At 38.8% G+C, this 15,039-nt stretch carries 19 protein-coding genes, 1 rRNA gene and 1 pseudogene; 19 read left to right on the top strand and 2 right to left on the bottom strand.

Translation table 11 applies throughout. The features are described from left to right. Positions 1-16 precede the first annotated feature (16 nt). The 17 genes and pseudogenes from ABE34_RS11060 to ABE34_RS10980 all read left to right on the top strand — a co-directional run bounded on the left by ABE34_RS11060 (position 17) and on the right by ABE34_RS10980 (position 12,198). A complete protein-coding gene (locus ABE34_RS11060) occupies positions 17-670 on the top strand; it encodes an adenylate kinase (protein ID WP_079562358.1) in 654 nt (217 codons plus the stop codon). Between the two features lie 250 nt (positions 671-920). Then, positions 921-998: pseudogene (locus ABE34_RS11055) on the top strand (type I methionyl aminopeptidase); the annotation flags it as partial. Positions 999-1,084: 86 nt separating this feature from the next. Next, positions 1,085-1,303, top strand: coding sequence for a translation initiation factor IF-1 (gene infA / locus ABE34_RS11050; protein WP_004233690.1), 219 nt, complete (start codon positions 1,085-1,087; stop codon positions 1,301-1,303). 37 nt (positions 1,304-1,340) lie between these two features. Beyond that, positions 1,341-1,454, top strand: a complete 114-nt coding sequence (rpmJ, locus tag ABE34_RS11045) for a 50S ribosomal protein L36 (RefSeq protein WP_000868344.1) — start codon at positions 1,341-1,343, stop codon at positions 1,452-1,454. 24 nt (positions 1,455-1,478) lie between these two features. After that, entirely contained in the window at positions 1,479-1,844 is a 366-nt protein-coding gene (gene rpsM / locus ABE34_RS11040) for a 30S ribosomal protein S13 (RefSeq protein ID WP_049662875.1), read from the top strand. Between the two features lie 25 nt (positions 1,845-1,869). After that, positions 1,870-2,259 (top strand): 30S ribosomal protein S11, encoded by a 390-nt coding sequence (gene rpsK, locus ABE34_RS11035; protein WP_053482801.1) that lies wholly within the window; start codon positions 1,870-1,872, stop codon positions 2,257-2,259. Between the two features lie 139 nt (positions 2,260-2,398). Beyond that, positions 2,399-3,343, top strand: coding sequence for a DNA-directed RNA polymerase subunit alpha (locus tag ABE34_RS11030; protein ID WP_004233733.1), 945 nt, complete (start codon positions 2,399-2,401; stop codon positions 3,341-3,343). A gap of 57 nt (positions 3,344-3,400) precedes the next feature. Continuing rightward, positions 3,401-3,781, top strand: a complete 381-nt coding sequence (gene rplQ / locus ABE34_RS11025) for a 50S ribosomal protein L17 (protein ID WP_012296051.1) — start codon at positions 3,401-3,403, stop codon at positions 3,779-3,781. Positions 3,782-4,294: 513 nt separating this feature from the next. Further along, positions 4,295-5,140 carry an energy-coupling factor ABC transporter ATP-binding protein gene (locus ABE34_RS11020; protein ID WP_197142505.1) on the top strand — a complete coding sequence of 282 codons (846 nt, stop codon included), beginning with the start codon at positions 4,295-4,297 and terminating at the stop codon, positions 5,138-5,140. Further along, positions 5,116-5,988 carry an energy-coupling factor ABC transporter ATP-binding protein gene (locus tag ABE34_RS11015; protein WP_197142504.1) on the top strand — a complete coding sequence of 291 codons (873 nt, stop codon included), beginning with the start codon at positions 5,116-5,118 and terminating at the stop codon, positions 5,986-5,988. The genes ABE34_RS11020 and ABE34_RS11015 overlap by 25 nt, the downstream gene beginning before the upstream one ends. After that, the gene (locus tag ABE34_RS11010) at positions 5,985-6,782 is read left to right on the top strand and encodes an energy-coupling factor transporter transmembrane component T family protein (protein WP_197142503.1); all 798 of its coding nucleotides are present in this window, start codon (positions 5,985-5,987) and stop codon (positions 6,780-6,782) included. Before ABE34_RS11015 ends, ABE34_RS11010 begins: the two co-directional genes overlap by 4 nt. Positions 6,783-6,796: 14 nt before the next feature. Next, on the top strand, positions 6,797-7,537 hold the full coding sequence (gene truA / locus ABE34_RS11005) for a tRNA pseudouridine(38-40) synthase TruA (RefSeq protein WP_197142502.1): 741 nt from the start codon (positions 6,797-6,799) through the stop codon (positions 7,535-7,537). A 554-nt stretch (positions 7,538-8,091) separates the two neighbouring features. Continuing rightward, positions 8,092-8,529, top strand: coding sequence for a 50S ribosomal protein L13 (gene rplM, locus ABE34_RS11000; protein WP_053596074.1), 438 nt, complete (start codon positions 8,092-8,094; stop codon positions 8,527-8,529). A gap of 25 nt (positions 8,530-8,554) precedes the next feature. After that, a complete protein-coding gene (gene rpsI, locus ABE34_RS10995) occupies positions 8,555-8,947 on the top strand; it encodes a 30S ribosomal protein S9 (RefSeq protein ID WP_004233744.1) in 393 nt (130 codons plus the stop codon). Between the two features lie 226 nt (positions 8,948-9,173). Beyond that, positions 9,174-10,124 (top strand): DUF4822 domain-containing protein, encoded by a 951-nt coding sequence (locus ABE34_RS10990; RefSeq protein ID WP_197142501.1) that lies wholly within the window; start codon positions 9,174-9,176, stop codon positions 10,122-10,124. A 233-nt stretch (positions 10,125-10,357) separates the two neighbouring features. Continuing rightward, positions 10,358-11,071 carry an N-acetylmuramoyl-L-alanine amidase gene (locus ABE34_RS10985; RefSeq protein ID WP_197142500.1) on the top strand — a complete coding sequence of 238 codons (714 nt, stop codon included), beginning with the start codon at positions 10,358-10,360 and terminating at the stop codon, positions 11,069-11,071. A 71-nt stretch (positions 11,072-11,142) separates the two neighbouring features. Next, complete coding sequence (locus tag ABE34_RS10980; protein WP_197142499.1) at positions 11,143-12,198, top strand: P-loop NTPase; 1,056 nt, start codon at positions 11,143-11,145, stop codon at positions 12,196-12,198. A gap of 51 nt (positions 12,199-12,249) precedes the next feature. Here the strand turns inward: ABE34_RS10980 and gerD are convergent, their stop codons facing one another. Further along, complete coding sequence (gerD, locus tag ABE34_RS10975; protein ID WP_197142497.1) at positions 12,250-12,852, bottom strand: spore germination lipoprotein GerD; 603 nt, start codon at positions 12,850-12,852, stop codon at positions 12,250-12,252. A 153-nt stretch (positions 12,853-13,005) separates the two neighbouring features. Here gerD and ABE34_RS10970 point away from each other — a divergent pair, with 153 nt between their 5' ends. Continuing rightward, positions 13,006-13,680 (top strand): KinB-signaling pathway activation protein, encoded by a 675-nt coding sequence (locus ABE34_RS10970; RefSeq protein ID WP_197142496.1) that lies wholly within the window; start codon positions 13,006-13,008, stop codon positions 13,678-13,680. Between the two features lie 153 nt (positions 13,681-13,833). Here the strand turns inward: ABE34_RS10970 and ABE34_RS10965 are convergent, their stop codons facing one another. Then, positions 13,834-14,493, bottom strand: coding sequence for a hypothetical protein (locus ABE34_RS10965; protein WP_241747039.1), 660 nt, complete (start codon positions 14,491-14,493; stop codon positions 13,834-13,836). Positions 14,494-14,851: 358 nt separating this feature from the next. Between ABE34_RS10965 and ABE34_RS10960 the strand changes: the two genes are divergently transcribed. Continuing rightward, positions 14,852-15,039, top strand: a 16S ribosomal RNA gene (locus ABE34_RS10960); the annotation flags it as partial.

Here is a 15,039-nt window from a genome sequence, read left to right as displayed (position 1 = left end):
GGAGGAATATTTCCGTATGAATATCGTTTTAATGGGTCTGCCAGGTGCTGGTAAAGGTACTCAGGCAGATAAAATCGTTGAGAAGTACGCGATTCCTCATATTTCTACAGGCGATATGTTCCGTGCTGCTATGAAAGATGGTACAGAACTAGGCTTGCAAGCTAAATCGTTTATTGATCAAGGTGCTCTAGTACCTGATGAAGTAACGATTGGTATTGTTCGCGAGCGACTTGCTAAACATGATTGTGAAAAGGGCTTCTTATTAGATGGATTCCCACGTACTGTTCCTCAAGCTGAAGCTTTAGACAGCATTCTTGCTGATCTTGGTAAAGCTATTGAACATACAATTAACATCCAAGTTGAAAAAGATGAGTTAGTTGCTCGTCTATCAGGTCGTCGTATTTGTAAAACTTGTGGAACATCTTATCATTTAATTTTCAATCCTCCAGCTGAGGAAGGGAAATGTGATAAAGATGGTGGCGAGCTTTACACACGTGCGGATGATAATCCTGAAACGGTTGCAAACCGTCTGGAAGTAAATATGAAACAAGCACAACCATTACTGAACTACTATGAAGTAAAAGGTGTGTTAACAAATATAGATGGACAGCAAGATATTAATAAAGTGTTTGCTGATCTTGATGCTCTTTTACAGGGCAGCCGCAGCTGATACCCGGCTCCGGGCGCAGAATACTGCTTCCGCGGGAGGCATGCGGGAGCAACAACGAAACATAATTTTTTTTGAGAGTTGCAAAAGCATATTGTGCCCGGTATATATTTCTTTTAAAAAGTGCAACATGACTTTTGAAAGAGTATAATGGGTTTCGTGGAAGCATCTGTGTAACGGGTATGAATATCTCATCAAAGACATTCCGGTATTCGTGTAAACATGGAAGGTTCAGTGCCCTAAATGGTTCTGTATATTCCGTGGATTGTGTGAAGCGAAACCAGACGAGCGTCTTTCAAACATCTCTCATACAATCCAAACATATGTTGAAACGAGGTTGCTTCTATAGTTGCAGCAGATATCCGTTTGATGTAACGATGAGAACTTTAATTTGCATATAGAGAGGAGACAGAGTAGATGGCGAAAGATGATGTAATTGAAGTCGAAGGGACAGTTGTTGAGACTTTGCCAAACGCGATGTTTAAGGTAGAATTAGAAAATGGACATGTGATTCTAGCACACGTATCTGGTAAGATTCGTATGCACTTTATCCGCATTCTACCTGGAGATAAGGTTACTATCGAGTTATCTCCTTATGATTTAACTCGCGGTCGTATCACATACCGTTTTAAATAATCTTTTGCGCTCCGGACTACTAAGGAGGTTAGGTTAGATGAAAGTGAGACCATCTGTGAAACCGATCTGCGAAAAATGTAAAGTAATTCGCCGACGCGGTAAAGTAATGGTAATCTGTGAAAATCCTAAACACAAACAAAAACAAGGTTAATTCTAAAGGAGGTGCACAACGTACATGGCACGTATTGCTGGTGTTGATATTCCTCGCGACAAACGCGTGGTAATTTCATTAACTTACATTTACGGTATTGGTAAAACTACAGCTCAGAAAGTATTAGCTGACGCAGGTATTTCAGAAGATACACGCGTACGCGACTTAACTGAAGATGAGTTAAACAAAATCCGTGAACAATTAGACTCTTACAAACTTGAAGGTGACTTACGTCGCGAAACTTCATTAAATATCAAACGTCTGATGGAAATCGGTTCATTCCGTGGTATCCGTCACCGTCGTGGTTTACCTGTTCGTGGTCAAAATACGAAGAACAATGCGCGTACGCGTAAAGGTCCTCGTAAAACTGTAGCGAACAAGAAAAAATAATAAGTAAAGGAGGTTCCTTCTTAACATGGCTCGTAAACAACAAACTCGTAAACGTCGTGTGAAAAAGAATATCGAATCTGGTATCGCACACATTCGTTCTACATTTAACAATACAATCGTAACGATTACAGATATGCAAGGTAACGCTGTATCTTGGTCAAGTGCTGGTGCTCTTGGTTTCCGTGGTTCACGTAAATCTACACCATTCGCTGCTCAAATGGCTGCAGAAACTGCTGCTAAAGCATCCCTTGAACATGGTCTGAAAACGTTGGAAGTAACTGTTAAAGGTCCTGGTGCAGGTCGTGAAGCTGCAATTCGTGCACTTCAAGCGGCTGGTTTAGATGTAACTGCTATTAAAGACGTTACTCCAGTTCCTCATAATGGTTGCCGTCCGCCAAAACGTCGTCGCGTGTAATGGGTGCGTCTCATATTGTATGAGAACATCATTTTTTGTACAGACTGTCTTGTGCAGATAATAAACGATACGTCAATGACGATCGAATCTATGATGGAAAGAACCTATACATTCGATGTTTTGAAGGAGGGTAAATAAAATGATCGAAATTGAAAAACCAAAGATTGAAACGGTGGAGATCAGCGAAGATTCCAAATATGGAAAGTTTGTTGTAGAACCGCTTGAACGCGGATATGGAAACACTTTGGGTAATTCTTTACGTCGTATCCTTCTGTCTTCATTACCAGGAGCTGCTGTCACTTCAATTCAAATTGACGGTGTTCTTCACGAATTCTCAACTGTAGAAGGCGTTGTAGAGGATGTAGCTTCAATTATTTTGAACGTGAAAAAACTAGCTCTTAAAATCTACTCTGACGAAGAAAAAGTTATTGAGATTGATGTAAAAGGCGATGGTACAGTTACAGCTGCTGACATTACACATGACAGTGATGTAGAAATTTTAAACCCGGATCTATATATTGCAACAATCGCTAAAAACGGTCATTTACGTATGCGTATGTACGCTCAACGCGGCCGTGGTTACACTCCTGCTGATCAAAACAAACGTGAGGATCTTCCTATCGGCGTGATCCCGATCGACTCTATTTACACTCCAGTATCACGCGTCAATTTCCAAGTGGAAAATACTCGTGTAGGTCAGTCTTCTGACTACGATAAACTTTCTCTTGATGTGTGGACAGATGGTAGCATCGGTCCGAAAGAGGCGATTTCGCTCGGAGCAAAAATTTTAACCGAGCATCTAAACATCTTCGTTGGCATGACAGATGAGGCACAAACTGCTGAAATCATGGTCGAAAAAGAAGAAGATCAAAAAGAAAAAGTTTTAGAGATGACTATCGAAGAACTTGATCTTTCTGTTCGTTCTTATAACTGCTTAAAACGCGCTGGTATTAATACAGTACTAGAACTTGCGAATAAGTCAGAAGACGACATGATGAAAGTTCGTAACCTTGGACGTAAGTCACTTGAAGAAGTAAAAGCGAAGTTAGAAGAGCTTGGTTTAGGGTTACGCAAAGAAGACTAAGCGATTTAAACAAAACTTACAAGATCAGATAATTTTTTATAAAGGAGGGAAACATCCATGGGTTACAGAAAACTTGGTCGTACAAGTTCTCAACGTAAAGCGATGTTACGTGACTTAGCTACTGATTTAATCATCAACGAGCGTATCGAAACTACTGAGGCTCGCGCTAAAGAAGTACGTAAAGCTGTTGAAAAAATGATTACTTTAGGTAAACGCGGAGATTTACACGCACGCCGTCAAGCTGCTGCATTCATCCGTCGTGAACTAGTAACAACTACTGATGCTGAAGGTAACGAAACAACTTCATTTGCACTGCAAAAGTTATTTGATGATGTTGCACCACGTTATGCAGAACGTCAAGGTGGTTACACTCGTATTCTTAAAGTAGGTCCTCGTCGTGGTGACGGTGCACCTGTTGTTGTGATTGAATTAGTTTAATCATAAGAGAAAACAAGTGGTGAAGAGGGTGGAATCACCACCCTCTTTCTTTATAAAACGATTTATACGACAAATAATTAAGCTGAGCGTTATGATGAGCGGACACTGTTGTGTGGCGTCTCGTTTAGCTCTCCGCACCTCATTCAGAGGGAACATGGGCTTGAGCACCCGTGTTTCTTGAAAATGTAACGACTAGCGCATTTCTATTGAATGAGGTGCGCGCTTTTTTATTTTTTAGGGAAGTAAGAGTTAGCGCCAAATTAGTGGTGCTTTTTTTTATAGGCTGATTTTATAAGGGTAGTCACCGGGATGATTAAGGTGGCTCGTTCCAATATATGATGTATTCTTAAAAGATAATCTTTAAATTATTAGGTACGCTTAATGGGACAGACAAAAGAATGGAAAGTGATTTTAGCACTTTTCTTTTATCGACATACTGATTGTAGTAGAATTCATACATAAAAAAGTGTAAGTTAGTTAGTAGAGCTGAGCATGTAGAGAGGAGTTCTAGAAATGCCAGAAATTTTATCATTAAATAATGTGACATTTTCATATACACCAGAAGAAAAAGAAAGTCGTAATGCTGTCGAAAATGTAAGTTTTGCGGTACAGGAAGGGGAATGGATTGCCATTGTTGGCCATAACGGTTCCGGTAAATCCACTATTGCAAAGCTTATGAATGGTTTGCTTTATCCACAGCAAGGGGATGTCCGTATTTTACGACAACCATTGAGTGAAGAAAACCTGTGGGAAAGCCGTTCACAAATGGGCATGGTTTTTCAAAATCCAGACAATCAGTTTGTTGGAGCGACGGTGCAGGATGATGTTGCTTTTGCTCTTGAAAATAACGGAGTACCGTTTGAAGAGATGGTAGAACGTGTCCATGCAGCACTCGACCAAGTAAAAATGAACAACTTTTTAGATCATGAGCCACATCATTTATCGGGTGGGCAAAAGCAGCGTGTTGCCATTGCAGGCGCACTCGCGTTGAAACCTAAGCTCCTTATTCTTGATGAAGCTACTTCTATGCTAGATCCACAAGGCCGTGTTGAGGTACTACAAACAGTTCAAACTTTACGTGCTGAAACAGGGCTAACAGTACTATCTATTACGCATGATTTAGAAGAAGCTACGCTTGCAGATCGTGTTCTCTTTATGAATGACGGAAAGAAATTTGCTGAGGGTACACCTGCTGAAATTTTCACACTTGGGGACAAGCTAGTTGAGTTTGGATTAGACTTACCATTTGCCATGAAGTTATCAAAGTTATTGCAAAAGGAAGGTGTTCCATTAATGGGACAACATATGACAGAAGAAGAGTTGGTGAATGATTTATGGACATCAAACTTCAACAAGTAAGCTATGCTTATGCACAGGGTACACCTTTTGAAAAACGTGCATTATTTGATGTGGATTTTGAAATCCCTTCCCATACGTACCAGGCAATTATCGGACATACGGGTTCCGGTAAATCGACAATTCTTCAACATTTCAATGCACTTCTAAAACCAACATCTGGAGAAGTACATATCGGAGATCGTGTTGTTGTAGCTGGGAAAAAGGCCAAGGATTTAAAGGCTGTACGTCAAAAGGTTGGCATTGTGTTTCAATTTCCAGAGCATCAGCTATTTGAAGAAACTGTATTAAAGGATATTATGTTTGGTCCTATGAACTTTGGTGTTTCAGAGCAAGAGGCAGAAGCACGAGCAAAGGAGCTAGTAGGCTTAGTAGGCTTGCCAGGGGACGTACTTGAAAAGTCACCTTTTGATTTATCGGGTGGACAAATGCGCAGGGTAGCAATTGCTGGCGTTTTGGCGATGGAACCGGAAGTGATTGTTTTAGATGAACCGACTGCAGGGCTTGATCCACGCGGTCAAAAAGAGATTATGGATATGTTTTATAAGCTACACAAGGAACGTGGCCTAACAACGATACTCGTTACGCATAGTATGGAGGACGCAGCTCGTTATGCAGATAGTATTGTCATTATGCATGAAGGGAAAAATGTACTAAGTGGCACACCTCAAGAAATTTTTAAAGATGTAGAGACATTAAAAAATTTCCGCTTAGAACCACCTCGAATCGTACGATTTCAACAAAAAATTGAAAAAATGATAAACAAATCATTCTCGAAGATATGCTTAACTGAAGAAGAGTTAGCAATTGAAATTGCTCGGGTCCTAAGAGAGGAGCGTGGACAGTCATGATGGAGAAAATGATATTTGGACGCTTCCTTCCAGGGAATTCCCCAGTTCATAAGCTCGATCCACGGTCAAAGCTTATATTTGTGTTTGCATTCATCATTATTGTTTTTTTAGCAAACAATACTGTGACATATGCTCTGCTATTAGCGTTTACCTTACTCATTGTGCTAGTGTCACGGATTCGGTTGTATTTTTTAATTAACGGTCTAAAGCCAGTACTCTTTTTAATGGCGTTTACCTTCTTAATTCATATATTTATGACGAAAGAAGGCGCCGTTGTATTTGAGTGGAAGTTTATCACTATTTATGAAGAAGGTATCCGACAAGGGATATTTATTTCGATACGTTTTCTAGTTCTAGTGTTTATGACATCTATCTTAACACTTACAACGTCACCGATTTCCATTACGGATGGCATTGAAGTGCTGCTAAATCCATTAAAAGCGGTGAAAGTGCCAGTACATGAGTTAGCTCTAATGATGTCTATTTCATTGCGCTTTATCCCAACGTTAATGGATGAAACAGATAAAATTATGAAAGCACAAATGGCACGTGGTTCGGATTTATCTTCAGGACCAATAAAGGATCGGATTAAAGCGGTTGTGCCATTGTTGGTACCTCTCTTTGTAAGTGCTTTTAAACGAGCTGAGGATTTAGCAACAGCTATGGAAGTAAGAGGCTACCGTGGAGGCGAAGGGCGTACGAGATATCGCAAGCTAAAGTGGGATATGAGTGATACATTTGCACTTATGTTATTAGTAGCAATGGCCGTATTGCTATTCTTCTATAGAAGTTAAAAGGAGTAATCTTGATGCGACGATTAAAAGCAATTATAAGTTATGATGGAACGCAATTTTCTGGTTACCAAGTACAGCCTGGAGAGCGTACAGTACAGGTAGAGCTTGAACGTGTTCTAGCCATTATGCATAAAGGGGAAAAAATCAAGGTAACAGCTAGTGGACGTACAGATGCCAGAGTGCATGCAACAGGTCAAACTTTGCATTTTGACTCACCACTCACGATTCCAGTAGATAAATACATGAAGGCATTAAACGTTCAACTGCCAAGAGATATTCGGGTAATGTCGATTGAAGAAGTAGCTGCTGATTTTCATGCTCGCTACAGTGTAACAGGGAAGCGGTACCGATATATATGGTCATGTGAGCCTGTACAAAGTCCATTCCGCAGACATTACACAGTAGAGACAAATGGTGTGAAGCCGAATGTTCAGGCAATGCAGGAGGCGGCAAAGGCTATTATCGGTACACATGATTTTTCATGCTTTTGTGCAGCTAATACAAGTGTCAAAGATAAAGTGCGCACAGTAACTACGCTACGATTTGAATGGTACGGTGAGGAGCTACATATGGTGATTGAAGGAAATGGCTTCTTATATAATATGGTCCGTATTATCGCAGGCACACTTTGGGAAGTTGGTATAGGACGTCGTGACATTGAAAATGTTGAGTTAGTCGTTCAATCTATGAATCGCGATAAAGCGGGCAAGACTGCACCGCCACAAGGTCTGTATCTTGAGAAAGTATTCTATTAAAATGGCTTATCCAAAGTTGGGCTGTCATTTTGTTGAACGTATATCATGAGGATAAGTTGATCTTCGTTACGACTGGGCGACTCCTTGGGGATAAGCGATAGAGGAACGAAGGCTAAAACCATCACATCCTGTGATAACGCCTTCGTGACCAACATCGTGTTGGCCCGAGACCCTGCAGCGAAGCGGCTCATCGGACGCCCCCAGGAAGCTTTGCTCTGTGCGAAAGCGTAGTGCAACGCAGCGTCAGCAACAAAGCGCCCAGTCGGAACGGAAATCAACCACTCGTTTTGGTGATGAGCCATTATAATGTTATAAAATTTTTGACACGAAATATCATTATATTTTAAAAATGAAGGCTCGTAAAAGCCCTAATTTAACCAATAAATGAATCTGAACAACTTCACCAGGTGTTTATTGAAATTGCTTGACTTTAAAAGTCATTCATTATATGATAACAGATGGTATTTTCATTACCACCACAAATAAGCCCCGAAAACTTATAGTGTAGTCTAATGAAAAATAACGGTAATCGAATCGATTAGGAGGATATATACATGCGTACAACATTCATGGCTAAAGGTCACGAAGTAGACCGTAAATGGCTAGTAGTTGATGCAGAAGGCCAAACTCTTGGACGTTTAGCTTCTGAAGTAGCTGCTATCTTACGTGGTAAACATAAACCAACATTCACACCAAACGTTGACACAGGTGATCACGTAATCATCATCAACGCTGACAAAATCCATTTAACTGGTAACAAATTAGAGGGTAAACTTTACCGTCACCATACTCAATTTGCAGGTGGATTAAAAACTCGTACTGCTGGTGAAATGCTAGACAAGTACCCAACAAGAATGATCGAATTAGCAATTAAAGGGATGCTTCCTAAAAACTCTTTAGGTCGCAAAATGTTCGGTAAACTAAACGTTTACACTGGAACAGAGCACCCACACGCTGCACAAAAACCAGAAGCATACGAGCTTCGCGGATAATATAAATTAAGAGGAGGATATTACTTTGGCACAAGTTCAATACATCGGCACTGGTCGCCGTAAAAGCTCTGTAGCTCGCGTACGTTTAGTACCAGGTACAGGTAAAATTGTTATCAACAAACGTGAAATCGAAGAATACGTACCATTCGCTGCATTACGTGAAGTTATTAAACAACCATTAGTAGCTACTGAAACTACAGGAAGCTATGACATCCACGTAAACGTTAACGGTGGTGGATACACTGGTCAAGCTGGTGCAGTACGTCACGGTATCGCACGTGCTCTACTTCAAGTAGATCCAGATTTCCGTGCTGCATTAAAATCTGCTGGATTACTTACTCGTGATTCACGCATGAAAGAACGTAAAAAACCAGGTCTACGCGGCGCTCGTCGTGCACCTCAGTTCTCAAAACGTTAATATTACGTATATCAACGTTTCCAAACCCTTTCTCGAATATTATCGAGAAAGGGTTTTTTTTGTTTGGAAAATGTTCTACCTGGGTTCTTAGTGAAATTCAAGTATTGCAAGAAGTCCTGAGGCACTTTTATTGTCTGTAATGTTAGTAGCAATTATGATGTGTAATTTATATAGAAATGGCGGATACTACTTTTAAGTTGTTTATTCTGAAAGTGGAGGTCAATAGATGAAAAAGCTACTAATAGTATCACTAGCAGCAATGGCACTTCTTGGTGCATGTCAGAATAAAACTGACGTAAAAAAAACAGAGGAAGTAAAAACAGGGAATACTGAAGATCAGAGACAGCTGGAAATGACAGAAGGTCAAGCAAATGCCACCATTCTTAGTAATACGAACTGGCAAGCCTCAAAAGTTTACGATAAAAATAATAAAGATGTAACAGCAGAGAATTCTAATTTAATGGGCCTTGCGAAATATGATGCTGACTCAGGACGCTATGAATTTTTCGATCCAAATACAAGTGGAAATCTTGACGATAAAGGAATTTTCTTTTTTACGAATGATGGAAAGCATAGAATATTGATTTCAGAAACGAAAAATTACCAAGCAATTGAAGAGATTACTAAGATAAAAAATGATATGTTTACGTATAAAAAAATGGGTAAAGATGCAAATGGTAAAGATGTAGAGGTTTTCGTTGAGCATGTCCCTTATAAGGATAAAAAGCTAACATTTACTGAATCAGCTAAAGCTTTAAATAATTCGACAGGCACTGTTGTTAAGGATGTGGATGGAGATAAAATCTTAGCTGATACGCTTTGGCAAGGAAGCGTTGTATTAGATGTAAACAAAAATGATGTAACACAATATAATAGAAATTTCATTAGCCTTGCGAAATATGATGCTAATACGAATAAATATGAATTTTTCAATCCTGAAACAGGTGAAAGTCGCGGTGACTATGGGTACTTTAATGTTATCGATGGAAATAAATTAAGAGCCCATGTTTCAATTGGCGACAATAAATATGGGGCTGTGCTCGAAATTACCGAGTTAAACAATAAGAAATTCACGTATCAAAGAACTGGGAAAGATAAAGATGGTAAGGATATAACAGTATTTGTTGAGCATGAACCTTATACAGGTAAGTTTAAACCTGAATTTACAATTAAATAAGAAATTAACGGCGTTAGTCCTTAGAGTACAAATGGATTAATGCCGTTTTATCATTACCCAAAAAGTACCTTCTACTATTAATCAAACACTCAATTTTAACTTCTCTCGATAAACAATTACCCGCAAAAAGTAGGCTAAGAGTTCCTTTCTAATTACTTAAAGAGTTTTTTTACTTTCTAGCATAGTTCAATCACTAACTTCGTACACTAAATATAAAAGGGTGGTGGATATGGGTGAAGCGCTGGCTTGCACTAGGAGTAATTATGCTAATGAGTATAGTGGTCGTGGCATATGAAACGAATGCTTCGAACCGTAACTTCTTCTTACCGGACCCACTTGGTGGCATAAAAATTGTCATTGATGCGGGACACGGAGGTCAAGATGGAGGTGCTTCGAAGGGTGAAGTAATTGAAAAGGAGATTACACTTGCAATTGCTCAGCATGTTGAGAAGCAATTAAAGAAAAAAGGCGCAACAGTCGTAATGACAAGAACAAAAGATGGAGATGTAATCGATGAGCATGCGTCCTCAGAAAAGTTTGGAACTTTGAGAGAACGAAAAAAGCAGGACATCTTTTTAAGAAAAGACATAGTAGAAAAAGAAAAACCGGATATTTTTATTACAATTCATGCAAATGCCATTCCTGAAACAAAATGGCGTGGAGCACAGGTGTTTTATCATCAAGAAGGACATGCTGAAAGTGAATTTTTAGCAAAGAGTATTCAAGATTCCATTCGCACTAATTTGAAAAATACGGATCGAGAAGCAATGTCTATAAAACAAATATATTTACTGAAAAAAGCTGAGGTACCTGCTGCACTAGTAGAAACAGGATTTATAAGTAATGATGAGGAACGTGCACTATTAATAGATAAGAAATACCAAGAAAAAATGGGAGATGCCATTGTTGAAGGTATAGAAGAGTATTTATTAGCAAAAATTGAATAGAGCAACAACACAACGGAAATCAAATCATTATGATATACTAACATTGAGATAATATAAGGGGAGTGTTCGTCGTGATAAATGAACAACAAGTACGAGAAATACTAGGACAACTACAAGATCCATTTTTACATAAATCATTCGCTGAAACAGACGGTATTACAAACGTAACAATAAAAGAAGAGAAGAATCATGTGAGTGTAAAAATTGCGATTGCTAAAACAAATACACCTGAACAATTACAGCTACAAATGAAAATTGTTGAAGTTTTGAAAGAAGCGGGTGCAAATACAGTTGGAATTCGTTTCGAAGAGCTGTCAGCAGAAAAACTACAGAGCTTCCGTGGTGTAGCAACTGAAGCTGAAGCACAAGATATTTTATCTCCGCTTAGCACAGTACAAGTTATTTCAATTGCCTCTGGTAAAGGCGGAGTAGGGAAATCTACAGTATCAGTTAACTTAGCTGTTGCATTAGCTCGTCTAGGTAAGAAGGTTGGTTTAATTGATGCTGATATTTATGGTTTTAGTGTACCTGATATGATGGGCGTGACAGATATGCCTAAAGTGGTAGACAATCGAATTTTCCCTGTTGATCGTTTAGGTGTGAAAATGATTTCAATGGGCTTCTTTGTTGAAAATAACGCACCTATAGTATGGCGTGGACCAATGTTAGGTAAAGTGTTAGATCAGTTCTTCCGTGATGTAGAATGGGGCGAGCTAGACTATCTACTATTGGATTTACCACCAGGTACAGGTGACGTTGCATTAGATATTCACCAAATGCTTCCTTCATCAAAAGAAATTGTCGTAACAACACCACATCCAACGGCAGCGTTCGTTGCAGCTCGTGCAGGTGCAATGGCTTTACAAACAGACCATGAAATTTTAGGTGTTATAGAAAACATGGCATGGTATGAATCGAAATCAGGTGACCGTGAATTCGTATTCGGTCAAGGCGGAGGACCAAAGTTAGCAGAAGAGCTACGTACAGAGCTACTTGGCCAAATTCCTCTTGGTCAACCTGACTGGTCAGAAGAAGATTTTGCACCTTCTGTTTATGCTGAAAAACACACAACAGGACAAATCTATTTAGAGATCGCGACGAACATCATAAATAAATTAAATAAATAATGAAAACGGATTTCCTCAAACAATGGAGGAAATCCGTTTTTAAATATAAGGTTACTGAGGGCCTTTTTGTTCACTACCTTTTTCACCGCCGCCAGCTTCTTTTTTACCGCCTGCGCCAGCCTTACCTGTCTCGCCACCGCTCTTCCTAATAAGCTCCTGCCATTTTGCTTGCATAAGTGGACTTTCAATCGTTTCCTTGACGACAGTTTCCACTTCTTTTCTCATATTGGAGGATTTTAGAATGGTTTCTAACTGCTTTTGCATATCTGGCTGGCCAAAGAAAGCCTCCATATCTTTTTGGAAAGTGGGGTCTTTTATTAATTCCTTCATAATATCCTGTTGTTGCTTCTGCATACTTTTAGCTACGGTTTCTTTAAATTTTGGATCTTCGAAAGTTTTCTTCCAAAAGTCTTCTGCTTCTTTGGAAAGCAAGGTAGCCTCAGTAGCCTTCTTCACTTCATCATGTTCCAAAACCAATAATTCACGGAAACTTTGGTCCTCTAAAAGCTTACGCAGTGCCTTTTTACCATCCTCGGTTTGTAAAGAGTCGATCATTATTTTTTTTATTTCTTCATAGGACATGGTAGAGGCTTTCTCTTGTGAACAGGCAGAAAGAAACAGCATTAGAATTAGTAGTAAGAAGAATTTTCGCATGAATAATCAGTCCTTTCTTATAGATAGACTCTTTCAATTATTGTTCACATTTATGATGACTTTATGTATTGGTTAAGATGAGAAATAGCTTTTTTAACAATGCATTGTTAAAATAAGTACAGATATACATAAGAAATTGGGGGACTTTTAGTTGTGACGATACGAAATTGGGCTAAGTTTTTCTTCTTTGCAATGCTTGTTGGTGGCGCAGTCAACGGAATTTGCAGTTTATTTTTTCGCTGGGACTTCTTCCAACCATATGTTGCAAACGGTCAATGGGGAGAATTTTTGGCCGGGCTTTTATGGATGGTTTTCTTAGGATTTACAATGAGTGTTATTGCACAGGCAGGTTTTTTTGCTTATTTAACGCTCCATCAAGTAGGGGTTAATATTTTTAGAACACTTACATTATGGAATTGGGTACAGCTATTATTAATTGCTATTACTATTTTTGATATTATATTCTTCCGCTTTATACCAGATGTAAAAGAAGGTCAAAGTTGGGTATTCTATAGTGGTTTGTTAATTACGTTGATATTCAGTGCTATAGCAACGGCTATTCAAAAAGTAAAATTAACAGGAAAAAAACATGTTTTCATTTCCGCATTATTTTTTATGATTGTTATTACTACACTAGAATGGACAATTGCATTAATGGGTCGCGATGAAAATATTAACGAGTATGTTGCACTATTACTATTCCCATTACTCGCTGTAAATGCTTATCAATTATTAGTATTACCAAAATATAATGCAAAATCCGATGAAGATCGTCAAAAATTAGAAGCACGCCGTAAAGCACGTCGTGAACAAGCTAAAAATGCATAATCATAAAAAAGAAGTTGCCTCTATAATTCGTAGAGGCAACTTCTTATTTATCTCGCCTTAACGTGCAGTAATTTTCGAAAGTAAAGGTAGATCAACTGTCCGTTGGGGAAGACTAGTGGGGATGAAGAAAACTCTACTGATTAAAGTATCATTTTATGGTGATTTTTTAGTTTGAACTTTATAGCCGAATATATTTTCCTCAATCGACATAAATTTATTTTGTTGTAGAAGTGTATTGAGCTCTTTAATCGAGACTTTATTATTTTGGTGTAGAGATAGAAAAACAAAATCTCCCTTTTGTAATTTAGGTGTCTTATCACCTGTCCAGATTAGGGAGGGGGAAAGTATATTCATCTGCTGTTGAAATAAGTTATTTTGTAAATCCTGCGAGTACTGGTGGTTTCGTGTTGCAAACCAAAGTGGGGTTTCTTGTAAATGCTTTTCGTAAATATTAATATCTTTTTGAACGGCAGCAAGATCAACTGGCTTATCTAAGGAATCCTCAGGTCCTAATAATCCTGTAGGTAGCTTGCGTTCTAGAATGACTTTTATGTGCTCAGGGGAACGTTTAATCCACTCAACGTCTAATAAAAGAAGCGGATAAGGTTCTTTTACAGTTTTAAGCCAGTCCAGCAGGGCTTCATCAGAGAAAGAAATTTCGACAACAAGTGATGTGCCATAATGTCCTTTTGTTACAACTGCTGGAGCATCGGCGATGTTGAAAACAGAAATCATAGTAGAATTTATCGGCTTAATAAAAATAAACAATATTACGATGAAAATCAGTGAAATCAACGTTTTACGAACCATCATAACAACCTCGTTTCTAAATTTTTAACTTCTTTCAGTAAATGTTTTCGTAGCGAAAGCAAAGCGTCAGCTACAGGAGTTAATGCCTCTGGACGCGATTATACCGAGGCATAAATGATACGGAAAAATAAAGTCTTTAAAAAAACTTATGATATAGTGTTGACTTTCATGAATAATCGATGTTATTATGTATAAGTCGCCAAGAGGTGACACAGTAAATTTTAAAAATGAACCTTGAAAACTGAACAAGCAAAACGTAATCAATAAAGTTTTTAGTAACTAACCTTGAGTTAGTGAACGAAACAAAATTTTGGACATCAAACATGATGCCAGCAAAACAATTTGAGCTAATCAAATTTCTTTTATGGAGAGTTTGATCCTGGCTCAGGACGAACGCTGGCGGCGTGCCTAATACATGCAAGTCGAGCGAACAGATAAGGAGCTTGCTCCTTTGACGTTAGCGGCGGACGGGTGAGTAACACGTGGGCAACCTACCTTATAGTTTGGGATAACTCCGGGAAACCGGGGCTAATACCGAATAATCTATTT

It is taken from the genome of Lysinibacillus sphaericus (assembly GCF_015844675.1).
Taxonomy (GTDB): domain Bacteria; phylum Bacillota; class Bacilli; order Bacillales_A; family Planococcaceae; genus Lysinibacillus; species Lysinibacillus sphaericus_E.
Note: the sequence above shows the minus strand (reverse complement) of the source record. Positions and strands in the feature narration are given on the sequence as shown.